This is a genomic window from Mesorhizobium sp. P171375, assembly GCF_057786075.1.
Window position 1 is genome coordinate 6,746,451 of the sequence record NZ_JBYNWF010000001.1, and the last position, 26,050, is coordinate 6,772,500.

The 26,050-nt window shown below is 63.2% G+C and carries 25 protein-coding genes, 1 tRNA gene and 2 rRNA genes (1 of these 28 running past the window's edge); 15 read left to right on the forward strand and 13 right to left on the reverse strand.

Going from position 1 to position 26,050, the window contains the following annotated elements:
• Window positions 1–17: 17 nt before the first annotated feature.
• Genes ACYHH6_RS32900 through ACYHH6_RS32920 form a run of 5 tightly spaced genes read right to left on the reverse strand, consistent with a single transcriptional unit; the run spans window position 18 to window position 5,056 of the window.
• The gene (locus ACYHH6_RS32900; RefSeq protein ID WP_352585574.1) at window positions 18–800 is read right to left on the reverse strand and encodes a DeoR/GlpR family DNA-binding transcription regulator; all 783 of its coding nucleotides are present in this window, start codon (window positions 798–800) and stop codon (window positions 18–20) included.
• Window positions 782–1,606: an HAD-IIB family hydrolase gene (locus tag ACYHH6_RS32905; protein ID WP_352585839.1), complete on the reverse strand. Its 825-nt coding sequence runs from the start codon at window positions 1,604–1,606 to the stop codon at window positions 782–784. Before ACYHH6_RS32905 ends, ACYHH6_RS32900 begins: the two co-directional genes overlap by 19 nt.
• 7 nt (window positions 1,607–1,613) lie before the next feature.
• Complete coding sequence (locus ACYHH6_RS32910; RefSeq protein ID WP_352585572.1) at window positions 1,614–2,906, reverse strand: iron-containing alcohol dehydrogenase; 1,293 nt, start codon at window positions 2,904–2,906, stop codon at window positions 1,614–1,616.
• 15 nt (window positions 2,907–2,921) lie between these two features.
• Window positions 2,922–4,379 carry a xylulokinase gene (locus tag ACYHH6_RS32915; RefSeq protein ID WP_352585570.1) on the reverse strand — a complete coding sequence of 486 codons (1,458 nt, stop codon included), beginning with the start codon at window positions 4,377–4,379 and terminating at the stop codon, window positions 2,922–2,924.
• Window positions 4,379–5,056, reverse strand: coding sequence for a beta/alpha barrel domain-containing protein (locus tag ACYHH6_RS32920; RefSeq protein WP_352585568.1), 678 nt, complete (start codon window positions 5,054–5,056; stop codon window positions 4,379–4,381). The genes ACYHH6_RS32915 and ACYHH6_RS32920 overlap by 1 nt, the downstream gene beginning before the upstream one ends.
• A 162-nt stretch (window positions 5,057–5,218) precedes the next feature.
• Between ACYHH6_RS32920 and ACYHH6_RS32925 the strand changes: the two genes are divergently transcribed.
• From ACYHH6_RS32925 to ACYHH6_RS32945, 5 genes are all read left to right on the forward strand, one after another.
• Window positions 5,219–6,601 carry an ABC transporter substrate-binding protein gene (locus tag ACYHH6_RS32925; protein ID WP_352585566.1) on the forward strand — a complete coding sequence of 461 codons (1,383 nt, stop codon included), beginning with the start codon at window positions 5,219–5,221 and terminating at the stop codon, window positions 6,599–6,601.
• Window positions 6,602–6,667: 66 nt separating this feature from the next.
• Entirely contained in the window at window positions 6,668–7,597 is a 930-nt protein-coding gene (locus tag ACYHH6_RS32930) for a carbohydrate ABC transporter permease (RefSeq protein ID WP_352585564.1), read from the forward strand.
• A 10-nt stretch (window positions 7,598–7,607) separates the two neighbouring features.
• The gene (locus ACYHH6_RS32935) at window positions 7,608–8,441 is read left to right on the forward strand and encodes a carbohydrate ABC transporter permease (protein ID WP_352585562.1); all 834 of its coding nucleotides are present in this window, start codon (window positions 7,608–7,610) and stop codon (window positions 8,439–8,441) included.
• Between the two features lie 11 nt (window positions 8,442–8,452).
• A complete protein-coding gene (locus tag ACYHH6_RS32940) occupies window positions 8,453–9,508 on the forward strand; it encodes an ABC transporter ATP-binding protein (protein WP_352585560.1) in 1,056 nt (351 codons plus the stop codon).
• Window positions 9,505–9,669 (forward strand): hypothetical protein, encoded by a 165-nt coding sequence (locus ACYHH6_RS32945; RefSeq protein ID WP_192255530.1) that lies wholly within the window; start codon window positions 9,505–9,507, stop codon window positions 9,667–9,669. The genes ACYHH6_RS32940 and ACYHH6_RS32945 overlap by 4 nt, the downstream gene beginning before the upstream one ends.
• A gap of 153 nt (window positions 9,670–9,822) precedes the next feature.
• Here the strand turns inward: ACYHH6_RS32945 and ACYHH6_RS32950 are convergent, their stop codons facing one another.
• Genes ACYHH6_RS32950 through ACYHH6_RS32965 form a run of 4 tightly spaced genes read right to left on the reverse strand, consistent with a single transcriptional unit; the run spans window position 9,823 to window position 14,748 of the window.
• A complete protein-coding gene (locus ACYHH6_RS32950) occupies window positions 9,823–11,124 on the reverse strand; it encodes an NAD(P)/FAD-dependent oxidoreductase (protein WP_352585558.1) in 1,302 nt (433 codons plus the stop codon).
• Between the two features lie 2 nt (window positions 11,125–11,126).
• Window positions 11,127–12,509, reverse strand: coding sequence for a glutamine synthetase family protein (locus ACYHH6_RS32955; protein ID WP_352585556.1), 1,383 nt, complete (start codon window positions 12,507–12,509; stop codon window positions 11,127–11,129).
• Between the two features lie 6 nt (window positions 12,510–12,515).
• On the reverse strand, window positions 12,516–13,799 hold the full coding sequence (locus tag ACYHH6_RS32960; protein WP_352585555.1) for a glycosyltransferase: 1,284 nt from the start codon (window positions 13,797–13,799) through the stop codon (window positions 12,516–12,518).
• 10 nt (window positions 13,800–13,809) lie between these two features.
• Entirely contained in the window at window positions 13,810–14,748 is a 939-nt protein-coding gene (locus tag ACYHH6_RS32965) for a GntR family transcriptional regulator (RefSeq protein ID WP_352585553.1), read from the reverse strand.
• 235 nt (window positions 14,749–14,983) lie between these two features.
• On the opposite strand from ACYHH6_RS32965, the gene ACYHH6_RS32970 reads away from it, so the two are divergent.
• The 10 genes from ACYHH6_RS32970 (at window position 14,984) to ACYHH6_RS33015 (ending at window position 23,232) form a co-directional block, all read left to right on the forward strand.
• The gene (locus ACYHH6_RS32970; RefSeq protein ID WP_352585551.1) at window positions 14,984–16,048 is read left to right on the forward strand and encodes a polyamine ABC transporter substrate-binding protein; all 1,065 of its coding nucleotides are present in this window, start codon (window positions 14,984–14,986) and stop codon (window positions 16,046–16,048) included.
• Window positions 16,049–16,141: 93 nt separating this feature from the next.
• On the forward strand, window positions 16,142–16,978 hold the full coding sequence (locus tag ACYHH6_RS32975) for an ABC transporter permease (protein ID WP_352585837.1): 837 nt from the start codon (window positions 16,142–16,144) through the stop codon (window positions 16,976–16,978).
• A 186-nt stretch (window positions 16,979–17,164) separates the two neighbouring features.
• Window positions 17,165–17,956, forward strand: a complete 792-nt coding sequence (locus ACYHH6_RS32980) for an ABC transporter permease (RefSeq protein ID WP_352585549.1) — start codon at window positions 17,165–17,167, stop codon at window positions 17,954–17,956.
• Window positions 17,953–19,026 carry an ABC transporter ATP-binding protein gene (locus ACYHH6_RS32985; RefSeq protein ID WP_352585547.1) on the forward strand — a complete coding sequence of 358 codons (1,074 nt, stop codon included), beginning with the start codon at window positions 17,953–17,955 and terminating at the stop codon, window positions 19,024–19,026. Before ACYHH6_RS32980 ends, ACYHH6_RS32985 begins: the two co-directional genes overlap by 4 nt.
• Window positions 19,027–19,037: 11 nt before the next feature.
• On the forward strand, window positions 19,038–20,312 hold the full coding sequence (locus ACYHH6_RS32990) for a nucleotide disphospho-sugar-binding domain-containing protein (RefSeq protein ID WP_352585545.1): 1,275 nt from the start codon (window positions 19,038–19,040) through the stop codon (window positions 20,310–20,312).
• Entirely contained in the window at window positions 20,309–20,659 is a 351-nt protein-coding gene (locus tag ACYHH6_RS32995) for a cupin domain-containing protein (protein WP_352585543.1), read from the forward strand. Before ACYHH6_RS32990 ends, ACYHH6_RS32995 begins: the two co-directional genes overlap by 4 nt.
• Window positions 20,660–20,680: 21 nt before the next feature.
• Entirely contained in the window at window positions 20,681–21,022 is a 342-nt protein-coding gene (locus ACYHH6_RS33000) for a cupin domain-containing protein (protein ID WP_352585542.1), read from the forward strand.
• A 17-nt stretch (window positions 21,023–21,039) separates the two neighbouring features.
• Complete coding sequence (locus ACYHH6_RS33005) at window positions 21,040–21,384, forward strand: cupin domain-containing protein (protein WP_352585540.1); 345 nt, start codon at window positions 21,040–21,042, stop codon at window positions 21,382–21,384.
• A 20-nt stretch (window positions 21,385–21,404) separates the two neighbouring features.
• Window positions 21,405–22,913 carry an aldehyde dehydrogenase family protein gene (locus ACYHH6_RS33010; RefSeq protein ID WP_352585538.1) on the forward strand — a complete coding sequence of 503 codons (1,509 nt, stop codon included), beginning with the start codon at window positions 21,405–21,407 and terminating at the stop codon, window positions 22,911–22,913.
• 28 nt (window positions 22,914–22,941) lie between these two features.
• Window positions 22,942–23,232, forward strand: coding sequence for a helix-turn-helix domain-containing protein (locus ACYHH6_RS33015; protein ID WP_488500519.1), 291 nt, complete (start codon window positions 22,942–22,944; stop codon window positions 23,230–23,232).
• 140 nt (window positions 23,233–23,372) lie between these two features.
• On the opposite strand, the gene ACYHH6_RS33020 is transcribed toward ACYHH6_RS33015, so the two are convergent.
• The 4 genes from ACYHH6_RS33020 to ACYHH6_RS33035 all read right to left on the reverse strand — a co-directional run.
• On the reverse strand, window positions 23,373–23,768 hold the full coding sequence (locus ACYHH6_RS33020; protein WP_352585534.1) for a RidA family protein: 396 nt from the start codon (window positions 23,766–23,768) through the stop codon (window positions 23,373–23,375).
• 355 nt (window positions 23,769–24,123) lie between these two features.
• Window positions 24,124–24,200, reverse strand: a tRNA-Met gene (locus ACYHH6_RS33025).
• 212 nt (window positions 24,201–24,412) lie between these two features.
• Window positions 24,413–24,527: ribosomal RNA gene (gene rrf, locus ACYHH6_RS33030) — 5S ribosomal RNA — on the reverse strand.
• Window positions 24,528–24,727: 200 nt separating this feature from the next.
• Window positions 24,728–26,050: ribosomal RNA gene (locus tag ACYHH6_RS33035) — 23S ribosomal RNA — on the reverse strand (it continues 1,479 nt past the right edge of the window).

The window sequence follows — 26,050 nt, forward strand, 5'->3', positions numbered from 1 at the left end:
CCAGCGGCGCCGCCCAATCAGTCGCCGGCAAACACGTGCAGCTCCGTGCCCGCCTGTTCGGCAGCAGTGCGCAGGTCGCTCTTCGGTTCGCTGTCGGTGACGATATCGGCAATGTCGTCAAGTCCGCAGATGCGCTCCAGGCTGGAGCGGCCGAACTTGTCGTGGGTCACCACCAGCACCGTCGACAGTGAACGCGATATCATCGCGCGCTTGACTGCCGCGGCGCCGGAGATCATGTCGCTCGGGCCGTCGGCACTTAGTCCCGACGCCCCGATGATGGCGACGTCAGCGTTGTAGCGGCGCACGAACTCGACCGTGTCTTCGCCCAGCACGCTGCCTTCCCTGCTGTCATAGGTTCCGGGGCAAAGCAGCACGCGGAAGGTCGGATTGGCGCCGGCCACCGAGGCCACGCCGGTGGAATTGGTGATGATGGTAAGGTCGCGCTTCAGCTGCGAAAGGTTGCGTGCCACCTCATAAGTGGTCGAGCCGCCATCGATCATCACGATCTGGCCCTTCTCGACCAGGCCGGCCGCGCCGCGGCCGATGCGGGCGCGCTCGTCGACCAGGGTCAGCCCGCGCTCGGAAATCACCGGTTCGGTCGTCACCAGCGAGATCGTCGCGCCGCCATAAGTGCGGTTGATCAGCCCGGCATCGCCGAGTTCGATGAGATCGCGGCGGATGGTCTCGCCGGCGACGCCGATTCGCCGGGCGAGCTTGGAGATGCGTATGGACGCCGACCGGCGCACTTCCGAAAGGATAAGCGCGTGCCGCTCCTTCTTCGTCAGTCGGCCTTGATCCATGACACTTCCATTCCCTTTGCAGCAATCAACGCGTCGGCAAGCTCGGCAAATCCTTGCGCGCCGCGCCCGCTTGTGACGAAGGCAGGAGATGCCGGAAGTTCGCCGGCGAAGTCCAGCACATTAGCGACGCCGACGCTGTTGGGGAAGAAGCCGAACATTGGTGCATCGTTTGGACTATCGCCGACGAAGGCAATGCTGTCCTTGTCGTGGTCAATATCTATACCGAAACAGTCCTGCAAGAATAGCCGGCTTGTCGACAGTTTGTCGTATTTGCCGAACCAGCCATTGACATGGATGGACGAAATTTTCGCCGTCGCGCCACAGCGCTGGAAGATACCGACGATCTTCAGCACTTCGGTTTTTGGCAGCGGCGCGACATCCTCGCAAAAGTCGATCGCCAGATCGGCCTCGCGATAGAGCTGGTCGGCGGCGACCGCCGCACCCGGAACCTCACGCAGCACCGTCTGCTCGATCTCGCGCAGACGTGCGGCATCGGCCTGCCGTTCGGCAGCGCTTTTGGCGTAGTGGCGAACAATCCGCTTGGCAGCGTCGTCGTAGCGAAAATAGAACGCGCCGTTCTCGCCGATCACACCATCCACCGGCCATTGCCGCGCGATCAGGTCGCACCAGCCAGCCGGGCGGCCGGTGACCGGCGCGACGATGAACCCAGCCTGCTTCAGCCGCTCCAGCGCCGCATAGGCTTTTGCCGGCAATCGTCCCCCGTCAGTCAAGGTGTCGTCTATGTCGGTCAGCACCACGGCGATCTTGCGCCGGTCCAGGGTGGTGAAGTCGGCAAGCGGACGCAGCACCCGCTCAGGCTCCCGCCGCGACCGTCTCGAGCGAGACGGCCGCGACGTCGAGCATAGTGAACCTGTCGCGGATCAGCCGGGCGTTGGCGACTGCTTCGTCGTAGAAGGCAGCCGGTATGGCGACCTCCTGCGGCGTGGTCGGCGCACCGGCGGCACGCAGTGCTGCCGCGATCTCGCGCGCCGGACGGGCCACGCGGGAAAGCCTTTCGCGATACGAACGCCATTGCTCGGCCAGCATGGTGTTGATGGCGGTCGCCCGCTCATGGTCGAGCAGCTTGGGCTTGAACGCTGCCCAGCAGGAGCGTCCAAGCGTCTCGCCAAAGATCTCGATGAAGCGGTCCTGTGTATCGGCGGACGGCGCAAGCTGCAGCTCCGGCAATGCCAGCACACGTTCCTGCAGCCGCGCCATTGTCAACGTCGTCACCGCTATGTGTTCGCCGTGATGCGCCTCGGGCAGGCCCTGGCCGCGCATATCGATGTAGTGGGCGATCAAATGTTCGCCCTGGCTGGCAGGATAGGAGCCGCCACACAAAGTCATGCCGAGGCCGGACATGACCAGCGTGCGCACCAGCACTTCCATTGCCTCAAGGTCGCCTGTCCTGAGTTCGCCGGCCTTGGCGATCAGCGTCTTCTCGTCCTCAGCCAGAAGCATGAACGGCGCCTGCCTGTAAGGCGTGCCGAGCAAAAGATGCGCCATCAGCCAGTCCGTCTGGGCGGTCGGTCGCGCCATCGAGTCGCCGAAGCCAGCGGCGATCAGCCGGTGCGGCGCCCGCGCCATCACGTCGAGATCGAGAAACACACCGGCCGGCAGGCTCGCCGTCAGCGATTTCTTCAGCCCGTCCTCGGTGATCGCCGCCGACACCGAGGTATAGCCGTTCATCGAAGGTGCGGTGCCAAACACCGCATAGGGTTTTTGGGTGAGATGCGCGGCATATTTGGTGATGTCGTTGATCGAGCCCGATCCGACCGCGACCAGGCCGCTGGCGTCTTTCGTGCGGGCGATCACCGATCGCACGGCGTCCATGTCCGGATGCGGATGGCGCGGCAGGATGATCTTGTCGACATCGCTGGAGCCGCGCAGCGCGATCGACACCCTCTCGCCCAGCGCCAGGCGCGTGTCGGGATCCATAACCACGGCGAGCTTGCGGCCGAGCGGCAACGGCTTGACCAGCGCATCCGCTTCGTCGCCGAGACCGCGCCCGATGACGATGGTCTTCAGCGGCACCGATAGCATGCCCTCACCATCCGGATCCGGCAACGTACCGGCAATAAGGCGATCGAGCATTTCCTTGGACATCGGGATGCCGTCCAATCAGTCAGCATGAAGCGGGGTCAGGGCATCGAACAGGGTCCGATACCGGCGGTAACTTCTGTCGTAGGTGGCCTTGGCCGAAGGATTGGGGTCGATCGTCTCGATGCCACCGCTCAGCCTTTCGGCGGCCTGCTGCAGTGAGGACGAAAGGCCGATGGCGGTGGCGGCAAGGATTGCCGCACCGATCGGCGAGGCATCGGCGGCGCTTGCTATCTCGACCGGCCTGCCACCGACATCGGCGCGGATCTGTGCCCACACCCGGCTGCGGGCGGCGCCGCCGGAAAGCCGAATGCGCCCGGTGGCGATGCCGAGCTCGTCCAGCCGGTCGACCACGTCACGCATGGCAAAGGCGCAGCCCTCCAGCACAGCGCGGGCGCAGGCCGCTTTGCCGTGGAAGGAAGTAAGGCCGTAGAAAGCGCCCCGCGCCTCGGCGATCCAGCGCGGCGCCATGGCGCCGGACAGTGCCGGCAGGAACAGCAAATCGTCGCTGCCGGCAACGACCGTCGCCGCCAGCTCCGACATTGCCGCCGGAGAATCGACGCCGAAGGTGGACAGGAACCAGGTCACTGCACCGCCCGAAAGCCATCCGGGATTGGAGACGAAATAGCGGTCGTCGAGAAAACCATGCGTCTCGACCAGGCCGCCGGTGTCGAGGCGGAGCGTGTCGGATACCGCGCCGACCACTTCCGCCGTGCCGAGATTGCAGGTAACGGCACCGGGCACGACAACGCCGGCGCCGATAGCTGCGGAAAAATCGTCGCCGGTGCCGACTGCCAGCGGCGTGCCCACAGGCAGGCCTGTCAGCTCGGCGCCGGCCGCAGTCAAGGCGCCGGCGACCGCCGATGCATCGTCGATGCCGGGCAATTTATCTGCATCGATGTCGAAGGCGGCGAGCAGATCGCCGGCATAGAAGCGCTCCTTCAGCCCATAGAGCATGGTCGTCGAGGCCAGCGCGTGGTCGATGACGGCACGGCCGCACAAAGCCGCGACCACGAACGATACCGGCTGGTGCCAGAGTGCTACTCGGCGCGCTTCGGGCAGGTTGCGCGTTGCCCAGCGGATTTTCGCCGCCATATGCGTTGCGTCCAGAACGAGACCGGTGCGCTCGCGGATGAAGTCCGGGTCGATGCCGGCAATTTCTCCCGATGCGCGCCGGTCCATCCAGATGATGCACGGCGCCAGCGCCTGACCGCTGCTATCGACAGCGACACAGCCGTCGAGCTGTCCGGCAATGGCGATTCCTTTGATGTCGGATGGCGCCAGCCCGGCCTTGTCGAGCGCGTCGGCAATCGCCGGCTTCAGCGCCGCCAGCCACAGCGCCGGATTCTGTTCGGCCCATCCCGGCGCCGGAAAGGCCGGCTGGTAAAGCACGCCGGCCTCGCCACGCAGCCGCAACTCGTCATCGACGACAACCGCCTTAAGGCTCTGGGTGCCGAGATCGATGCCGATAACCGCCATTAGACACGCTCGCAATCCGCGAGGACATCCCGCAGTTGCGAGAGGATAGAACCTTTCGTCGGCGAATAGGAACCGTCGAAAACCGCTGTGCCAATGGTAAAAGCGTCTGCGCCAGCCTGCTTGATTGCCTTGATCCGATCGGCTGAAGCCACCGCGCCGGCTACGATCAGATGCCGCAACGGACCAAGGCCGCGTCGGGCGGCGCGAACCAGTTCGGCCGGGTCGGCCTCGGTGGCGCGATAGGCGAGGATATCGCATCCCGCACAACCCTTTTCCGCGAAGGAGCGGCAATCGGCCTCGACATCTCCCGGGGAGCCGCCGAGCTTGGTCGGATGGCCGACCGGCCGGCCCGGAAAAGGGTAGTAATCGGTGTCGCTCCCCTCCAGCAGCGCCATGATCTCGTCGACCTGGGTGCCGCCAAGCAGGCGTTGGATGCCGAGATCGCGGGCAATGCGCGCGGAGTTGAGGCACGCCTCCGCTGTCGTCGAGACGACTTCCATATAAGTGGTGGCGCCTGTCCGGCGAATGGCGCCGGCGAGCTTGCGCAGCACATCGGGCGCAACGCCAATATCCTTGAAGCCGACATGCTTCAGACCGACAGGCTCGATCAGATCGACCAGGTCGAGGCAGTCCTCGACCGTGCGATCGTTTCGCGTCAGCATGAAGATGAAGTCCATCCGAAAGGTCCCTCGCCTGGTCGGGAAAGCCGGGTTGCTGCCGGTCTGTTAACATCTCCCAATCATTTGTTGCAAGGTGCCACATTTTAATTTGCAGTACCACATATTTTATGACAGAACGGGCGCCGGCCCGCCAGGCACGACTTCTAGGGAGAGGGACGAATGCTCAAGCCGCTGATACGTGGGAGTACCGCATCCGGACTCCTCGTTCTCGCCGCCCTTATGTGGCAAATCACACAGGCCGCCGCGTGGGATCTGAAAGAGGCGTCGAAGCCCTATAGCGGCCAAACCATCCGCATGGTCGGCGAGGCGCTGCCGCCGCTCGAAGCGTTGAAGAAGATGGCGCCGGAGTTTGAAAAGCAGACCGGCATCCATGTCGAAGTCGAGATGTACGAGCATTCCGAAGCCGTCAACAAGGTGCAGCTCGATCTCAATTCGCACCGCGGCCGGTACGACGTCATCATCCAGCCGCATCGCGAACTCGGCAAATTCGCCACCAACAACCATCTGGTCGAAATCGCCAAGATGATGGCCGATCCGGCTTTGCGCGATCCGACCTTCGAGCCGGAGAAGCAGCTCTACCAGACCGCCTGGCACGAAATCTCCTGGTATGACGGCAAGGAGTACGGTTTCCCCTTCACCGTGCTCAACATGTTCATGTGGTATCGCTCGGACCTGCTCGCCGACCCCAAGGAGCAGGCGGGCTTCAAGGCCAAGTATGGCTACGACCTCGCTCCCGCCAAGGACTGGAAGCAGTATCGCGACATCGCCGAATGGTTCTACCGCCCTGACCAGGGCTTTTACGGCACCGCCCTGCAGGGCAAGCGTCACGAGGCGCTGTGGTATGAGTGGCTCAACTTCCTCTATTCCTTCGGCGGCGACGTGCTCGACGTGAAGAGCGGCTCGGCCTGCGGCCCGGTCATTGTCAACAGCCCCAAGGCCGTCGCCTCGCTCGAATACTACAAGAGCCTGCTGCAATTCTCGCCACCGGACAGCCTCAACTATTTCTGGGACGACGTCATGGCGCTGATGCAGCAGGCCAAGGTCGCCGAGCTGATCATGTGGAACGACGCCACCTATGCCGTGTCGGTCGACACCACGGCTTCCACCGTCGTCGGCAAGGTCGGCTTCGACCTCGTGCCGCAAGGCGAAGGCGGCAAGATCGGCCAGGTCGAGGGCTGGACCTACCTGATCCCCGTCTATTCGAAGAACCAGCAGGCGGCCTTCCTCTTCGTCCAGTGGATGATGGGCTATGATCGCCAGCTCGAACAGCATCTCAATGGCGGCGCCTCGGGCCGGCCCGATGTCTATGCCTCGGCGGAGGTGCAGAAACTGCCCTACGCCAAGGCCTCGATGGAGGCCAACGAGCATGCGGTGCCGAAGGCGACGCTGCCGCAATCGGCCGAGATGACCGACATATTGGTGCGCGAGCTGTCGTCCTACCTCGCCGGTGAGAAGGAAGCGCAGGCTGCCCTCGACACCGCCGCCACCGACATCTCGACATTGCTCGGTTCTTGCGCACCCATGACCTATCCGGCACGATAGGTCTCAAATGTCGCGCAGAGGCTACCCGCACAAGCGGGTAGCCATTCTTGTCCGCAGGAAACGCCCGTGACAAACCGCACTCCATCGCTGCGCGGAATGCTGCTTCTCGACCGTGGGGTGGGACCGCTGCTGATGCTGCCGGCGACGCTGCTCGTCGTCGTCTTCCTGGTCGGCCCGTTCTACTACATGGTCTATACCGCGCTGACCGACCTCAGCTTTGCCGATGCCAGCCATGCGGGCGCCTTTGTCGGCTTCGACAATTTCCGCAAGCTGATCCGTAACGATCCGTTCTTCTGGGCGTCGTTCCTGCTGACGCTGAAATTCGTCGTCATCGCCGTGGGCCTCGAATTCCTGCTCGGCTTTGCGCTCGCCTTCCTGATCTTCCGCTTCGTCGCCAGCCAGCGGCTTTTGACCACGCTGCTGCTCATCCCGATGATGATCGCGCCGGTCGCGGTCGGGCTGATCTGGCGCCTGCTCTTGCAGGGCGATTTCGGCATGCTCACCTTCTACATGCGCAAGGTCGGCCTGCTGGCGCAGAATGCTGCCGTGCTTTCGGCGCCCGACCTGGTCTTTCCGACCATCATCGCCATCGACGTCTGGCAGTGGACGCCTTTCGTCACCCTGATCATGCTGGCCGGCATGATGAGCCTGCCGCGCGCGCCGTTCGAGGCCGCGATGATGGACGGCGCCAAACCGTTCCAGATCTTTCGCGACGTCATGCTGCCGCTGCTCAGACCCGTCATCGCGCTGGTGCTGCTCTTGCGCGGCATCGACGCCTTCAAGGAATTCGACAAGGTGTTTTTGATGACCGGCGGCGGTCCGGGAACACTGACCGAGCTGGTCTCGATCTATGCCTACCGCGTCAACTTCCGCAACTGGGACCTCGGCTACGGCGCGGCGGTCGCCTTCATGATCTATCTCGTCGTGCTGATCCTGTGTTCGGTCTTCTACAAGGCTGTGTACTGGTCGAGCCGCAAGCCGGCGGCCGTGTTTTGAGGGCGCGGCGATGATTGACCAATCCACAAACCGCGCCTGGAAAAGCTTTGCCTGGGCGGTACTGCTGGTCGCCGTCGTGGTCGCCTTGACGCCTTACGTCTGGATGGTGCTGGCCTCGTTCAAGAACCGCGTCGACCTGTTGTCGTCGGTGCCGAAATGGAGCTTCGCGCCGACGCTCGCCAACTATCCCGCCGTTTTCATCGACAAGGAATACTGGCCGCTGGCGATCAATTCGGTGCTGATCTCGGTGTCCTCAACTGTGCTGTGCATCGTCATCGGCGCGCCAGCCGCCTATGGCTTTGCCCGTTCGGATTTTCCGGGCAAGGAAGACCTCTTCTTCTTCTTCCTGACCACCCGCATGGCGCCGCCGATCTCGATCGCCGTGCCGTTGTTCTTGTTCTTCACGTCGCTTGGCCTGATCGACACCATCTACGCCGTGGTGATCGCCCACACCTCCTTCAACCTCTCGCTCGTCGTCTGGATGATGCGCGGCTTCTTCGCCGAAATCCCCAGGGAGATCGACGAAGCCGCGATGATGGACGGCCGTTCGCGGCTCGGCGCCTTCTTCTTCGTCGTCGCACCGCTCGCCGCGCCCGGCATCGGCGCCACCGCCGTGCTCTGCTTCATCCTGTCGTGGAACGAGTTCCTCTATGCCTTTATCCTCGTCGCCTTCGACGGGCGGCCGCTGACTGTCGGCATACCCGGGCTGGTGACGCCGCATGGCACGCTGTGGGGACAGGTTGCAGCGGTCGCCATCGTGGCGACGCTGCCGATCGTGCTTTTCACGTTCCTTGTCCAGAAACAGCTGGTTCGCGGCCTCACCTTCGGCGCGGTCAAGGGTTGAAGGGATCTCGCATGGCAATTGTTTTCGACGGCGTCACCAAGGCCTTCCCGGACGGGACGGTGGCGCTGCAGGCGTTCGACCTTGCTTTCGAGCCCGGCGAATTCCTTGTCCTGCTCGGCCCCTCGGGCTCCGGCAAGACGACAGCCTGCCGGCTGCTTGCCGGCCTCGAACGTCCGACCGCCGGCCGCATCCTGGTCGAAGGCCGCGATGTCACCGATCTGCCGCCGCGGCTGCGCGGCATGGGCATGGTGTTCCAGAACTACGCGCTCTACAGCCACAAGAGCGTCTACGAGAACATCGCCTATCCCTTGCGTATCCGGAAAATGCCGGCCGCCGAGCGCGACCGCTGCGTGCGCGCCATGGCCGAGTTGCTCGAAATCACCCGTTACCTCGACCGCCGTCCCTCGCAATTGTCAGGCGGCCAGGCGCAGCGCGTCGCCGTCGCCCGCGCCTTGGTCTGGCAGCCGAGCCTGTGCCTGATGGACGAACCGCTGTCCAATCTCGACGCCTTGCTGCGGCTGCACATGCGCACCGAGCTGAAGTGGCTGCATCGCGAGCTGAAGAAGACCTTCGTCTTCGTCACCCACGACCAGGAAGAGGCGATGACGTTGGCGACGCGGGTCGCGGTGCTGCGCGAAGGCGCGCTGATCCAGTATGACGATCCGCGCGAGATCTACCGGCGGCCGGCCAACCGCTTCATCGCCGAATTCATCGGCCGTCCGGCGATGAACACCTTCGACGGCGATGTCCGCGGCGGCGTCTTCCACGCCAACGGCTTTAGCTGCCCGCTGCCGGGAAAGCCTGACGGTCCCATCGTGCTCGGCATCCGCCCCGAGCAGATCCAGCTTGTCGACGCGTCTGCCAGCGACGCGATCCGGTTTGCCATCGACGTCGTCGAACCGGTCGAACCCGATGTGCTGATCTTCGCCAAAAGCGAGGCAAACGCGCTGATCGTCAGGACAGTGAATGACGATCGCGCCTACGACCCCGGCCAACCGCTGCACCTGCGCTTCCCACCGGCTGCGCTGCACACGTTCGATGCGGTGTCGGGAGCGCGGCTGCCGTGAGCACGCTGCTCGCCCTGGTGCCGCTGGCCGCCGCAGCGCTGGTCTGGCGGCTGTTCTATGTTTTCAACAAGTCGAGGCGCTGGTTCTCGACCGGCGAGCTCATCTTCTGGGACGCCATTGCGCTGGTCATCCTGCAGCTTGTCTGGCTGATCTGGTTCTGAATACGCGCCGAGATCAGTAGCCGAGCGCGCAACCGTCCTTACGTGGATACGATGTTGCCGGCATCGCTTCCGTGGCGCGAACCGTCGGGCGGCCGGGGAACTGGAAATCACGCATGCAATCGCCTCCGATGATCCCCGCCCGGCAGCGGCAACTCAGCGCTTGATGCGGTCGCGCATGGCGTACCACAACATGCCCAGCACATAGAGCGGACCGCGCAGCGCCGTACCGCCCGGGAACGGCATCGGCGTCAGCGTCGAGAACAGATCGAGCCGAGAGGCGTCGCCCGTGATCGCTTCGGCCAGGAGCTTGCCCGACAGGGTCGACAGGATGACGCCCTTGCCGGAATAGCCATGCGCGAAATAGACCTCGCCATAGTGCCCGACATGCGGCAGCCTGGATGTCGTCACCGACACCAGCCCGCCCCAGGCATGGTCGATGCGACAGCCCTTCAGCTGCGGGAACGTGGCTTCCATATGCGGCCGCACGAAGCCGGCAATGTCGGCCGGCGGCGATGGCGTGTAGCGCTCGCCGCCGCCGAACAGCAGCCGACCGTCCGCCGACATGCGGTAGTAGTTGACAACGAAGCGTGTGTCCGACACCGCGACATTGGCCGGGATGACGTTGCACTTGCCCTCCAGCGGCTCGGTGGCGACGATGTAGTTGCCGACCGGCATGATGCGGCTGTTGACGCGCGGCTCCAACCCGTGCAGCAGCGCATCGCCGGCCAGCACCACATGCTTGGCCCGCACTGATCCCTTTGCCGTCGAGACCCGGATCGAAGGCTCGCGCTCCAGCTTCACCGCCACCGAGTTCTCATGGATGACGACACCGGCGGCCACGGCTGCACGGGCAAGCCCGAGCGTGTAGTTCAGCGGATGCATGTGGCCGCCGAGCGGCTCATACATCGCACCGTGGTAAGGCGTATCGACCTTGGCCCGCGCCTCCGCCGCCGACAGGATCTCGACGTCGCGAAACTTCATCACGCTTTCGAGGCACTTTGCCTCTTCTTCGAGATCTCTAAGATCTGAGCCGTTGACCGCGCCGACCAGATGGCCGGTCAGCCTCAGATCGCAATCGATGGCGTGGCGCTCGATGATGTCGAGCACCAGGCCACGCGCCTCGAAGGCGAGGTCGAACAGCACCTTCGCCCGCTCGGGGCCGTAGAGCTTGACCAGTCCCTTGGCGCCCTTGCGCAGGCCGGGGATCATCTGGCCACCATTACGGCCAGATGCGCCCCAGCCGATCTTGCCGCCTTCGAGCAGCACCACTTTCAGGCCGCGCTCGGTGGCATGAAGGGCGGCCGACAGGCCGGTGCAGCCGCCGCCGACCACGACCAGGTCGGCGTCGACATCTCCCACCAGCGCCGGATGGTCCGGCGCCGGATTGGCGGTGGCGACATAGTAGGATTTGCCGATATCGAGACCGGAATTGAAACCTGTTGAGCTGGCAGCCATGATCACACCTTCAACAGCAGGTGATCGCGTTCCCAGCTCGTCACCACGCTCTGGAACAGGTCGAGTTCGACGCTCTTGACGCGCAGATAGGTCTGGAAGAAATCCTCGCCGAGCAGCGCCCGTACCGGCTCACATGCGGTGAAGCGGTCGAGCGCCTCCTCCATGGTCTTCGGCAGCGTGCTTTTGATCTTGTAGGCATTGCCCGTCGCCTCGGTCGAGCGCGCCAGCTTCTGCTCGACGCCGAGATAGCCGGCGAGCAGCGAACCGGCGATCGCCAGATAAGGATTGCAATCCGCACCGGGCAACCGGTTTTCCACCCGTCGCGCAGCGCGGCCACCGGCCGGCACGCGCAGACCGCAGGAACGGTTGTCATGCGACCATTCGATGTTGGCCGGCGCGCTGTGGTTGGGCCTGATGCGGCGGAACGAATTCACGTTGGGCGCAAACAGCGGCGTGATTTCGGGGACGTATTTCTGCAGGCCGCCGATGAAATGTCCGAACATCTCTGTGTCGGCATCGTCAGCGCCGGCAAACAGCGCAGCGCCCGTCTTCTCATCGACTACGGACATGTGCAGGTGCATCGAGCTACCCGCCTGTGCGGCAATCGGCTTGGCCATGAAGGTGGCATGCATGCCGCTCTGTTGCGCCGCCTGCCGCGTCAGCCGCTTGAACAGCAGGACCTGGTCGGCCAGCGGCACCGCGTCGCCATGCAGCAGGTTGATCTCCAGCTGCGCCGTGCCCGATTCATGGATCAGCGTGTCGAGCGGCAGACCGGCGGCTGCGGCATAGTCATAGACGCGGCGGATCACCTGCTCGAATTCTTCCAGCGCCACCATGTCATAGGGATGCTGAGAACCTTCGGCGCGGCCATTGGCGCCAACCGGCGCGGTCAGCGGCTGGTCTGGATTCGGATTGGGTGCGGTCAGATAGAATTCCACCTCCGGCGCCACCACCGCCCGCCAGCCGCGCTGGCGATAGAGATCGAGCACGGCGCGGAGCACATGACGCGGCGAGGCCATCCATGGTCTGCCGTCCATGTGGAAGGCGTCGGCGAAGACATAGGCTTTGCCGGCACCGCCGCCTGGCGCCAGGCACAGCGTCGAGACGTCAGGCACCATGCGCATGTCCGGATCCTGATAGGCAAAGCCTTCATCGATCGAGCCGGAATAGCGGCCATCAATGCTGACCAGGAAAGCGCTGCTCGGCAGATAAAGCGCGCGGTCTTCCAGCGCCTTGAGAAACTTCGCCGTCGGCAGCGCCTTGCCGCGCAGCACGCCGTTCATGTCGGGCACCAGGCATTCGACTTCGGTGATGCCGTGCTGGGCGAGCCAGCTCTTGGGATCGTTGCCGGTGAAGAGAGTGGTGTTGGTATTTTTGTCCTGCATTTTGGTTCACGTACCTATGAGAGAGAGTATGGCTTGCGCGGCCACATCCGTTCCAGGGGTCAGCGCCATCCGGGCTGCATTCTCCCTGAGGCGGGCGCGCATCACATCATCGGCCAGCAGGCCGAGAATGGCTCTCTCCAATCCCCCTTCGGTCCAGGCGTCGCGGCCGATATGGTCGCCGACGCCCGTCTCTCCCGCGCGTTGCGCATTGTCATGTCCGTCCCAGCAATAGGGCATGATCAGCGACGGCACGCCGAAGCGCAGCGCCTCGCAAAAGCTGTTGTTGCCGCCGTGATGGATGAACAGGTCAGACTTCGCCACCACAGAAGGCTGCGGAAACCAGGCGTCGAGATAGACATTGTCCGGCACCGCGCGATAGGCGTCGCGCAGGCCGCCGGCATTGACGATGAAGCGCGCCGGCATCCTGTCGAAGACGGCCAGCATGCGCTCGATCAGACCAACATCCATGGCGCCAAGGCTGCCGAAGCTGACATAGACCAGCGGCCCGCCATTGCGCGGAAACACCGGCACCTCGAACGGCCCTTCCGAGCGCACGCAGCCTTCGAGATAAATGAAGCGTTCGGGGTCGAGCGGCTCGGCACGCTCGCGCCGTACGATCGCCGGCGTCAGCAGCAGGTTGAGGTCGGGTGACGTCTCGAGGAACAGGCCCTTGGGCAGCGGCGCCAGGCCGGAATCCGCGCGAAAACGGTTGAAGCGGTCATGTGCCGGCGCCGAGGCCGACAGATAGCGCGCCTCGAACGCCTCGCGCTGCGGGTCGTCGGCAGCCATCCCGGAGAGGTAAGGTGGCACCTCGGCATCCGGCAGCTCCGTCTCGGCGCAGGAGACGACACGCACCCACGGGCAACCGGCGGCAGCAATCGCCGGGAACATGATGACATTGTCGAGCACCACGGCATCCGGCTTCAGACGCGCCAGCAATTGGCGCAGCGGCGCCTCGGCATTGACCGCTGTGTCGACGATCGCTTGCCAGGTCGGCGCGACATAGGTTTCGAGCTGATCTATCGGGCTCAGCCGGAAATGCGGCAGATGCCGGCGCACGAACGCCTGCCAGTAGCTCTGGCGGTCACTGTCGCTTAGCGGCTCGTCGGTCGGCAGCTGGTACTCCTGGAACCCGTAGTCGGCAAAGACACCGGAGAAACCGGCATGGCAGATGAAGACGGGCCGGGCCCCCCGTGCGCGCAATGCCTGTGCGATGCCGACGCAATTCAACGCGGCGCCGAAACTGGCTTCGGGAAACAGCGCGATGGTCGGGCTGGCTTTACGCGTCAATTATTCCTCTTCAGTCCGGCCGGCTGATCATGCCGAACAGTGCGGGAGCCCCGCGGCTGGCCGCTTGCGGTCGCTGGTTGCGGGAGAGCCGCAGGTGGATGCGAAGCAGATCGGCAGCCACCTCATACTGCCGGCTTTCAAGATAGTCGAGTATGCCTAAGTGTTCGCGCAGCGATTGCCGCAGCCGGAACACGTTGACGCCGGCATAGATGCCGGGCAGCCGGCGCAGGCGGAGATGATCGGCCAGCGCATCCGACACAAAGCGGTTGGCGCAGCCCTCGGCGATCATGCCGTGGAAATCCATGTCCAAGCGCTGGAACTCGCGCGTGTCCAAGGTCGCGTCCGGCAATGCCGAAAGCGCTTCCATGCCCTGGCGCAACGCTGCCGCACGCGCCCCGTCCAGCCGGAAGCCCGGCGTCAGGATCGCCGCCGGCTCCAGCAGCAGCCGGAACTCATAGCTTTCGCCTTGCGCCTCCGGATCGTCCGGCGCGCGGCGGAACAGCCAGGATTGGCCGGGCGCACGGTCAAGCAGATTCTCCTCCGTCAGTTTATTCAGCGCTTTTAGTACCGTCTTGCGATCGGCATCGTACCGCCGCATCAGCCCTGCGACGGTCACCGTCTGGTCCAGCCGGCGCGCCGAGCGATCGCGCAGGATCGCTTCGGCAAGCTCGTCTTCCTCAGCACTGGGAAGCTCGGCGGCGATGGCCGGCTGCGCAGCGAGGTCGACCACCAGATGATAACCGGAATCGGCCTCCCAGCGCACGACACCCTGACCGGCAAGCAGGCTGAGTGCCGCCCGCACTGGTGTACGCGAGACATTACAGAGTGAGGCAATCTGCTGCTCGGGCAGGCGGGCTCCGGGCTCGAAGCCGCGCTGGCGCGCCACGTCGAGGATGCGCTGCGCCAGATCGAGATGGTTGGTGCGGGGTCGTCGGGCTAGGGCTTGCATGACAATTCTCGAATACGAATGTGACCGCATTGGTTTGGCCAATCGCCGGTGGGAGCGCAATCGGTCAGATTCCTCGGTCGGTTGACAAATTATGGATTGACGTACTTTTTTCTGCAATAGTACTGTCAGCATAATCGGCGAGAAAGACCGAGGGAACAGGATCGATGCAGCGGCGTGGGTCGCGGGCTTTGGTCCGGCAAATGATTTCGACGATCAAACCGAATGGGAGTCTGCCATGACCGCTACCAGCCTGCGGCGCCGTGTGCTCAAAATATCTTCAATCGCTCTCGGCCTTGCTCTGGCGCTGTCGGCGCCGGCTGCCGCCGCCGACCTCGTCATCTCCAACTGGGATGGCTACATGGCGCCCGACGCCATTGCCGCTTTCAAGACCGCCACCGGCGTGTCCGGCGAAGTGGTGATGCACGCCACCAATGAAGAGATTATGGGCAAGCTGATTGCCGCCGGCGGCAAGGGCTATGACGTGGTTTTCGTCTCGTCGCCCTTCGCCGAAGTGCTGAACAAGCTCGGCCTGACCGAACCGGTCGACCACGCCAAGATCCCCAACCTCGCCAACCTCTATCCCGAGGCGACCAAGCTGCCGCACGATGTCGGCAACGCTTTCTCCGTCCCCTACACCTGGGGCACGACGGGCCTCTGCTACCGCTCGGACCTTGTCAAGACGGCGCCGACCAGCTGGAGCGACTTGCTCGCGCCTTCCGATGAGCTGAAGGGCAAGACCACCATGCTGGCGACCGACCGCTGGTTGCTGGCCGCCGGGCAACTCGACAAGGGCTATTCCGTTAACGAGACCGACCCGGCCAAGATGGCCGAGGTCAAGGACCTCTTGATCTCGGCAAAGAAGACCCTGCTCGCTTATGACGACACCACCTTCTATTCCAAGCTGGTCTCCGGCGAGGCGCTGATGGTGCAGGCCTGGGACGGCTGGTGCAATTACGGCATCGCCGACAAGCCAGAGATCAAATACGTCATCCCGAAGGAAGGTTCGGACCTGTGGGTCGACACGATGGTGGTGATGAAGGCGTCCGAGCACAAGGACGACGCCTTCAAGTTCATCAACTTCATGCTCGACGCCAAGAACCACGCCTGGGCGGCACAGAACATCGACTACAAGGTGCCGAACAAGCCGGCGATGGAAAGCCTGCCGGCCGACTTCCTGGCAAAGTTCCCCAACATGGCGATGCCGGTGGCCGACCTCGTCAAGTTCGAACAACTGCGTGACGTCGGCGAAGCCCAGCGCGACTACTCCAAGATCGTCAGCGAGATCAAGGCCGCACAGTAAGCGGCGCAGACATCACGGCCGGCGGTGCTTCTGCCGCCGGCCCTGAGCGGTATCCGAGAATTGTCCCAAACCCGACTTCGCTCCTCCTTGCTGATGGCTCCGGCGCTGGTCTGGCTGACCGCGCTGATGGTGGTTCCGTGCGCATTGGTGCTGGCGCTCGCCTTCTTCCGGCGCGGCATCTATGGCGGCATCGACTACACCTTCACGCTGGAGAATTTCGGGCTGGTCTTCGACCCGCTCTATGCTGGCATCTTCCTCAAATCGGCGCGCATCGCCGGCACCGCGACGCTGATCGCCGTGGTAATCGGTTATGCCGCCGCCTATGCCATCGCGGCCGCCCCGCGCCGGTGGCAGCCAATTTTCCTGTTCTTCGCCGTGCTGCCGTTCTGGTCCAACTACCTGATCCGCACCTATGCCTGGATCGTGCTGCTCAACCGCGAAGGCCTGATCACCCAGCTCTTGCGCTGGTTCGGCTACACCGGCGAGCCGCCGTCGATGCTTTATACAGAAGGCGCCGTCATCGCCGGTCTCGTCTACAACTATCTGCCCTTCGTCATCCTCGCCTGCTATGCGCCGCTGTCGCGCCTCAACCCGGAGCTTGCCGAGGCTTCGCGCGATCTCGGCGCGTCCGCCGCCACGACGTTCCGCCGTGTCATCCTGCCGCTGACGGTGCCCGGCATCGCCGCAGGTGCTGTCTTCGTCTTCGTGCTGTCGATCGGCAATTTCGTTACTCCGGCGCTGCTCGGCGGCGGCCGTTTCCAGATGATCGGCAATCTCGTCTACGACCAGTTCCTGACCGCCAATGACTGGCCGTTTGGCGCAGCCTTGGCGATGGCGCTGATCGCCATCATGCTGCTGGTTCTGATGCTGCAGGCGCTGGCCGCCGACCGCGCCGCGGGACGGGCGGCTGAGGTAAAAGCCGATGGCTGAGCGCGGCGCGATCCTTGCCTTCTCCCCGTTCACGGGGAGAAGGTGCCCCGAAGGGGCGGATGAGGGGCGACGCCAGCGCCTGCAAGGTTGGGCGCTGCCCCTCATCTGCCTGCCGGCACCTTCTCCCCGTGAACGGGGAGAAGGACGCAGTTCGTTCACGCGGCTCCAAACTATCGGAGGCTCGCGATGAACCAATCCTTCACCCGCACTCTCGGCATGCGGACGATCCTCGTTCTCGTCTTCGCCTTCCTCTACATCCCGATCGCTGTGCTGGTGGCGCTGTCCTTCAACGAAGGCGGGCTGCCGACGGCGTGGTCCGGCTTTTCACTGAAATGGTACATTTCGCTCGCTTCCAACAACGCGATCCTCTCCGCCGCGCTCAACACGCTGATCGTGGCGCTGGTCTCCACCGCAATCGCTACGCTGCTCGGCACGCTGCTGGCCATCGGCGTCGAGATGCGCCGGCACTACGGCAAGGGGCTCGAAGCCCTGATCTTCGCGCCGATGATCATTCCCGACATCGTACTGGCGATCGCGCTGCTGTCGTTCTTTTCCATGCTGAACCTGACCATGGGCCTGCACACCATCATCCTCGCCCATGTCGTCTTCAACCTCGCCTTCGTCTGCTCGGTCGTGCGTGCCCGGCTGAAGAGCTTCGATTGGTCGATTGTCGAGGCCTCCGCCGATCTCGGCGCTTCCGCGATCACCACCTTCCGGCGCGTGACCTTGCCGGTGATCCTGCCGGCGGTCATCGCCGGCGCGCTGCTTGCCTTCACACTGTCGGTCGACGAGTTCATCATCGCCTTCTTCACCGCCGGCGCCGGCCGCGCCTCGACCACGCTGCCGATGCAGATCTACGCCATGATCCGCTTCGGCATCACCCCGGAAATCAACGCGCTGGCGACCATCGTCATGGCTGTTTCGATCACCGCGCTGACCCTGTCGCAGCGGCTCAACCGGGGGATCATCGGCCAATGAGCGAACCGCGCACGCTGCTGGCCATCGACCATGTGTCGAAGAATTTCGGTCGCGTCACCGCCGTCGACGGTATCTCGCTCGATATCAGGGAGAACGAATTCTTCGCGCTGCTCGGCCCCTCCGGCTGCGGCAAGACGACTTTGCTGCGCATGCTCGCGGGCTTCGAGACGCCCAGCGACGGCCGCATCCTGCTCGACGGCAAGGACATCGCCCGCACCCCGCCCAACAAGCGGCCGGTCAATCTGATGTTCCAGTCCTACGCGCTGTTCCCGCACATGAGCGTCCGCGCCAACGTCTCCTATGGCCTCGAGATGGAGCGTTTGCCGAAGGCTGAAATCCGCTCCCGCGTCGATGCCATCCTGGCCACCACAGAGCTCGTCCCCTTCGCCGACCGCAAACCCGAGCAATTGTCGGGTGGCCAGAAGCAGCGCGTCGCGCTCGCCCGCGCTTTGGTGAAACGGCCGCGGCTCCTGCTGCTCGACGAACCGCTCGGCGCGCTCGACAAGAAACTGCGCGGCGCCATGCAACTGGAACTGAAGCGCCTGCAGCACGAGGTCGGCATCACCTTCGTCATCGTTACCCACGACCAGGAGGAATCGCTGGTTATGGCCGACCGCATGGCGGTGTTGAAGGACGGCAAGCTGCTGCAATGCGATACACCGCACGCCATCTACGAGCATCCCGCCGATCGCTTCGTTGCCGACTTCATCGGCGTGATGAATTTCGTGCCGGGCAAGGTATCAGCCGATGGCGTGATAGCGGCGAACGGCGTGCGCATCGCCGGCAAGGTACCCGCCACGCTTGCGCCTGGCGCTTCCGCCGTCGCTTCGGTGCGGCCCGAACGCATCCGGCTGTTCCCGTCAACCGAGACCGCCATCCGCACCAACGGCACGGTCGAGGCGCTGGCCTATCACGGGCTCGATTTGCAGCTCCATGTCAGCACGCCCTTGTCGCCGAAACCCTTCCTGGTGCGCGTCACCGCCGATGCCGCCGACCGTCGGCCGGTCTCGTCGGGCGACCAGGTCGAACTCGGCTGGGACGCCGCCGATGTCAAAATTTTCGCAGAATAGGAGAAGCTTTGATGGCGCAGAAGACGATCGCGTTTTTTCCGGAAGCCGCCTACGGCCCGGCGCTCAATTCCGTCGGCATCGCGCAGGCCGTTGAGGCGCGCGGCCACAAGGCTGTGTTCCTGTCCGACCCCGGCTTCGTCGATGTCTACAAGGGCTACGGCTTCGAGGCGTATCCGGTGAACCTGTCGGAACCGATGCCACCCGAGCAGATGGCCAAATTCTGGGAGGATTTCATCAACGGCCACATCCCGAACTTCCGCAAATCGCCCTACGATCAGGTCGACAATTATGTGAAGGATTGCTGGACCGCGATCGTCGACAGCGCCAAGTGGGCGCAGAAGGATCTGCCGCGCGTTCTGGCCGCCATCGAGCCGGACGTGATCTGCGTCGACAACGTCATCCTGTTCCCGGCGATCAAGCAGTTCGGCAAGCCCTGGGTGCGCGTCATCTCCTGCTCGGAAAACGAGATCGAGGATGAGGACATCCCGCCGCATCTGTCGGGCTGCGGCGAGAACGACCATGTCGGCCACCAGCGCTACCGCGACCATTTCAACGCCGTGATCAAGCCGATCCATGACGACTTCAACGCCTTCCTCACCGCCAATAAGGAGACGCCCTACCCGATCGGCCAGTTCTTCGAGGCCTCGCCCTATCTCAATCTGCTGCTCTACCCCGAAGCGGCGAAATTCAAGCGCCGCCATCCGCTCGACCCGGCACGGTTCCAGTATCTCGAAGGCTGCGTGCGGCAGGAAAAGCCCTACACCGTGCCGACCTTTGCCGAGAACAATGACGGGCCGCTGCTCTATGTCTCTTTCGGCAGCCTTGGCGCCGGCGATGTCGATTTACTGAAGCGCATCATCGCGACATTGGGCAAGACCCGCTACCGCGCGCTGGTCAATGTCGGCGGCTACAAGGACCAGTACACCGACGTACCGGGCAACGTTATCGTCGAGAGCTGGTTCCCGCAGCCGTCGGTCATCCCGCAGGTCGATGCGGTGATCCACCATGGCGGCAACAACTCGTTCACCGAGTGCCTCTATTTCGGCAAGCCGGCCATCATCATGCCCTATGTCTGGGACGGCCACGACAACTCCACCCGCGTCCAGGAAACCGGCCACGGCTTCGGCATGCCGCGCTACGACTGGAGCGATGCCCAGCTGATCAGCAGGATCGAAACCTGCCTGACCGACCCGAAGATGAAGGCCAAGCTGGCGAAGACCTCGGCGCAGATGCAGGCGCAGAACGGCCCGGAGAAGGCTGCCGGCTTGCTGGAGGCGCTGCTGTGACTTCCTCCGCCCCGCACCTCTACCAGGCCACGACCCGCACCGATCTCGTCGACTGGGGCGCGCAACCGGATGCGCTGGACGGCGCGTCGCACTCGACTGGCAGGCTTGTGCACAAAGGGCCGAACAACCAGCCGGAATCCGGCATCTGGGTGTGCACGCCCGGCCGCTGGCGCCTCTCGATCCCGCGCGACGAATTGTGCCATTTCGTTGCCGGCCGCGCGACCTACCGGTCGGATGTCGGCGAGGTGATAGAAGTCGCGGCCGGGACCGTGGTCATGTTCCCCGCCGGCTGGACGGGCGAATGCACCGTGCATGAGACCATGCGCAACGTCTACATGCTGGCCTGAACAGCAACGGAGCTTCACGACATGCCGACACCGCACTGGCCAAAAGTCTCGACCGTGGAACTGGAGGATTGGGGCGCGGGCAGCAACACGCTGGCCGGCTCGCCGCGCGCTTCGGGCAGGATCCTGTCGCAGAACCCTGACGGTTCGAGCGAATGCGGCCTGTGGTCGTGCACGCCGGGCTCGCGAAAAGTCACCTTTGTCGCCGACGAGTTCTGCCATTTCCTGTCGGGCCACGGGACTTATGTCCACGAGAACGGCGAAGAAATCCCGGTCGAGGCCGGCACGCTGGTGTTCTTTCCCGCCGGCTGGACCGGCACTTCCATAATCACTGATACCCTGACCAAGGCCTTCATGTGCCGCTGACCTACAAGGAAATCGCTGTGACCACGCCCATCATGCAATCCCCGCTTGCCATCACCGACCTCGTCGACTGGGGCGTCATCCCGACGATGATCGAGGGTAAGTCCCACACCTCGGGCAAGCTGCTCTACAAAGGGCCGGAAGGCCGTTCTGAATGCGGCCTGTGGGTCTGCACCCCAGGCAAATGGCATTGCCACGTCACCCGCGACGAGTTCTGCCACTTCCTCGAGGGACGCTGCACCTATCTCCATGAATCCGGCGAGGTCATCGAGATCGAGCCGGACACGGCGGCGTTCTTTCCACAGGACTGGAAGGGCATCTGCACCGTCCACGAGACGATCAAGAAGGTCTACATGATTCGCTGAGCGGATCTGAGAGGATGTCCATGGATTTCTCCGCTGACCGGCCGGCGTTCTTCGTCAATCCGGACTACCGACCGATGACCGGCGCGAAAAAACAGGTGATCGATCCGGCGACGCTCGAAACCGTCGGCACCATCTCCGCCGCGACGGATGGCGAGATCGACGCCGCGTTGACTGCGGCGACCACAGCGCAGGCCGCCTGGAAAAAACTCGATGCCAAGAGCCGGGCAACACACCTGCATGCGGTCGCCAATGCCATCGAGGCGGCCGACTTCACCCGATGCGCCGAACTGATGGTGCGCGAAATGGGCAAGCCTTATCCGGAGGCGATCGGCGAGATCGCCAATTGTGCGCCGATCTTCCGCTACTATGCCGAGATGGCGCGTGATGATGCCGGCAAGGTGGCCGGCACGACGCAGGCCGGCTCGTTCCAATATGCGCGCTACGAGCCGTACGGCGTCTCGGTCCACATCATGCCCTACAATTTCCCGATCCTGCTGATGTGCTGGACAGTGGCGGCTTCGCTCGCCGCCGGCAATGCCTGCATCATCAAGCCGGCCGAGGCGACGACGCTGTCGACGCTCGACTATATGAGCGTATTCCGCTCGCTGCCGGAGGGGCTTGTCTCCTGCCTGCCCGGCGCAGCCGCCACCGCCCAGGTGCTGATCGCCTCCGACCGCACTCACGCCGTTGCCTTCACCGGCTCGGTCGCCGCCGGCAAGGCCGTGGCGGTCGCCTGTGCCGAGCGCATGAAGCCTTGCGTCATCGAAGCCGGCGGCAGCGATCCGCTGATCATCAGCCAGCACGCTCCGCTGCAGGTAGCAGCTGCCGGCAGCGTCACCGCCGCTTTCCACCTCACCGGCCAGGTCTGCACGTCGGCCGAGCGCTTCTTCGTCGTCGATTCGGTGCATGACCGCTTTGTCGAACTGTTCGCCGAGAAGACGGAGGCCCTGCGCATCGGCAATGGCATGGACAAAACCGAGATCGGTCCACTGGTCAGCGAGGCCGCGAGGGCAAAAGTGATGCGGCTGGTCGACGACGCTATTGCGCGCGGCGCCAGGGCCGTCACTGGCGGCCGTATCCCGCCGGGGCACCACACCGGCTGGTTCTACGAACCAACGATCCTGACCGGCGTCACCCCCGATATGGCGATCGTACGCGAAGAGTGTTTCGGGCCGGTCGCCGCGATCTGCCGCGTCAAGGATTTCGACGAGGCGATCCGGCTTGCCAATGACAGCCCGTTCGGCCTCGGCGCCTCGGTCTTCACCACCGATCTTGCCGAGGCACATGAGGCGGCCGAGCGGCTCGAAGCCGGCATGGTCTGGGTCAACAATCCGCTGATCGACAATGACGCCTTGCCCTTCGGCGGTTGGAAGGCCTCTGGCCTTGGCCGCGAGCTCGGTCGCCAGGGGCTCGACGCTTTCCGCCGCTCCAAGATGGTCATCATCGACCACAAGCCGGCGATCCAGGACTGGTGGTACCCCTACCCCGACAGCTGGTTCCGCGAGACAGGCGGCCGCAAGCACGTATGAGATGATCCGGCAGAGCTTTGCGTCAGCCATGCCATGCCGCTCGCTCGCCTTGAATTGCCTGCCTTGCCAGCCAATCACGGGCCACGTTCGCGCGGCGGTTTGCGCGACTGGTTGGAGAGCCATCGCTGGCCTTGTCGCGCGATGGCGGATGAATCTCGCAGCCAAGGCGCTCAGGGAAACCAATCGCACTCTTGACGAGATCGGACGAGCGATCGGCTATGAATCGGCGCCTTCGTTCTCGCAGGCTTTCACCTGGCTGACCGGCCAGTCTCCCGGTCGCTATCGCCGAAGTCTGCAGTCGCTTGGCCCGACGACCTGAGTACTTGACCCCGATATAAGCTGGCTGGGGCCGGCAGATCTCGCTGATCGCGCCAAATTTCATCGAGAGAGTAGACCGACCCGATCTTCGGTCGAGCAATCAGGGTTCCGGGATCGGTTGGCGGCTTGGCTCGTCCTTGCTTAGCCGACGACCGCGATCGCATCGATCTCTATCAGGTAGCCGGGAGACATCACAGCTATCCCGACCACGACGTTTGCTGGCTTGTGATCCCCGAACAGCTCGATCTGGGCCTGTTCGATGATCGGCACGTGTTCGTCACGTTTGTAGTCGACGATGTAAATTGTGATCTTGCAGACTTCCTCAGGCCGAGCGCCGACGGCAGCAAGCGCACGGCCAAGATTCCCGAATGCCAGGCGCGCCTGGGCTGCGAAATCACCATGGCCAACGAGTTTGCCGTGTATGTCTTCCGGCTGCTGGCCTGAGACGAACACCAGCTTGCTTCCTGTTGCGACGACGACCTGGCTGTACATTTCTGGAACCGGCAGATCGTGGGGATTTATGCACTCGAGCGGCATTGAATAGGTCTCCTGCTATGACTGACGGGAACTGGCTGCTTCACGGATCAAAATGCCAGGGTCTATTTGCGGGTCTACGACATTGTCGCCGAAGCGGGCGCTTCCCTCGCAATCTCACTTATACAACCGCAACATCCGCATGTGAGCATCGCCGTGCACTGAACCGCTTCGGGGCTCGCGGGCGGCTCCGAGGGTTAGGTTAGGCTCCCATGCGCGCCTCGTCGAGCATGGCGTAATATCGTCGGCCTCGGCGGGCGGAATGTTGCCGAAAGGCTCGAGCGGGCGGAGTGTTTGAGCCCAGTCCGGCCACCACAGCAAAATACAAAAAGCCCGCACGAGGCGGGCTTTTTGTATTTGGTTGCGGGGACAGGATTTGAACCTGTGACCTTCAGGTTATGAGCCTGACGAGCTACCGGGCTGCTCCACCCCGCGTCAACCTTAGAGGTAAGCCGAAGCTTACTGGATTAGAAGAGCCGCCAAATGAAAGGGCCGCTTTCGCGGCCCGTAGTCCCGTTGGCGGGCCTCGATGCATGTCGCCCAAAAGTGTTGAGCGGTTTTGGGATAACGACATGCATCAACATAATCGTAATGAGAAGATTCCACTCCATCCAATTTGGATCGAGAGTTCAACGTGCGTTTGGCAGACCTGGCAGCGACCTACTCTCCCGCGTCTTGAGACGAAGTACCATCAGCGCTGGAGCGTTTCACGGCCGAGTTCGGAATGGGATCGGGTGCAGCCGCTCCGCCATAACCACCAGGTCGGCAAAACGCACGTTATTCGAGAAGCTGTTTTGTGCCAAGGCGACGCCTTCTGCAGTTTGCTTTCGGGCGTAAGCCCGCAAGCGCGACTGCGCGTCGCCGGTTTTCCGGCGCCCTCGCGGAGCGTCCGGCCGAAGGCCGATACGACGCGTGAGCGCTGGTCAGATCATCGTGTTTCACGATGAGCATAAGGAATGAGAACGATCAAGCCGATCGAACTATTAGTACCGGTAAGCTTCAAGCGTTGCCGCTCTTCCACACCCGGCCTATCAACGTGGTCGTCTTCCACGGTTCTCAGGGAATACTCGTTTTAAGGTGGGTTTCCCGCTTAGATGCCTTCAGCGGTTATCCCGTCCGGATATAGCTACCCTGCTATGCGGCTGGCGCCACAACAGGTCCACCAGAGATCCGTCCATCCCGGTCCTCTCGTACTAGGGACAGATCCTTTCAATATTCCTACACCCACGGCAGATAGGGACCGAACTGTCTCACGACGTTCTGAACCCAACTCACGTACCGCTTTAAATGGCGAACAGCCATACCCTTGGGACCTGCTCCAGCCCCAGGATGCGATGAGTCGACATCGAGGTGCCAAACAACCCCGTCGATATGGACTCTTGGGGGTCATCAGCCTGTTATCCCCGGCGTACCTTTTATCCGTTGAGCGATGGCCCTTCCACGCGGGACCACCGGATCACTATGACCGACTTTCGTCTCTGCTCGACTTGTCAGTCTCGCAGTCAGGCAGGCTTATGCCATTGCACTCAGCGAACGATTTCCGACCGTTCTGAGCCCACCATCGCGCGCCTCCGTTACTCTTTAGGAGGCGACCGCCCCAGTCAAACTACCCACCATACATTGTCCCGGACCCGGATAACGGGCCGCGGTTAGACATCCATAGTAATAAGGGTGGTATTTCAAGGGTGGCTCCACCTGAGCTGGCGCCCAGGTTTCAAAGCCTACCACCTATCCTACACATGCCACTACGAATGCCAATGTAAAGCTATAGTAAAGGTGCACGGGGTCTTTCCGTCTAACCGCAGGAACCCCGCATCTTCACGGGGAATTCAATTTCACTGAGTCTATGCTGGAGACAGCGGGGAAGTCGTTACGCCATTCGTGCAGGTCGGAACTTACCCGACAAGGAATTTCGCTACCTTAGGACCGTTATAGTTACGGCCGCCGTTTACTGGGGCTTCGATTCAGAGCTTGCACCCCTCCTCTTAACCTTCCAGCACCGGGCAGGCGTCAGACCCTATACGTCGTCTTGCGACTTCGCAGAGCCCTGTGTTTTTGATAAACAGTCGCTACCCCCTGGTCTGTGCCACCCTCCTCTACTTGCGTAGAAAAGGGTCACGCTTCTTCCGAAGTTACGCGTGCAATTTGCCGAGTTCCTTCAGCATAGTTCTCTCAAGCGCCTTGGTATACTCTACCTGACCACCAGTGTCGGTTTCGGGTACGGTTTATAAGGAGGAGCTATTTCCTGGAACCGCTCCGCTGCCCGTTCAATCCGATAAGATTGG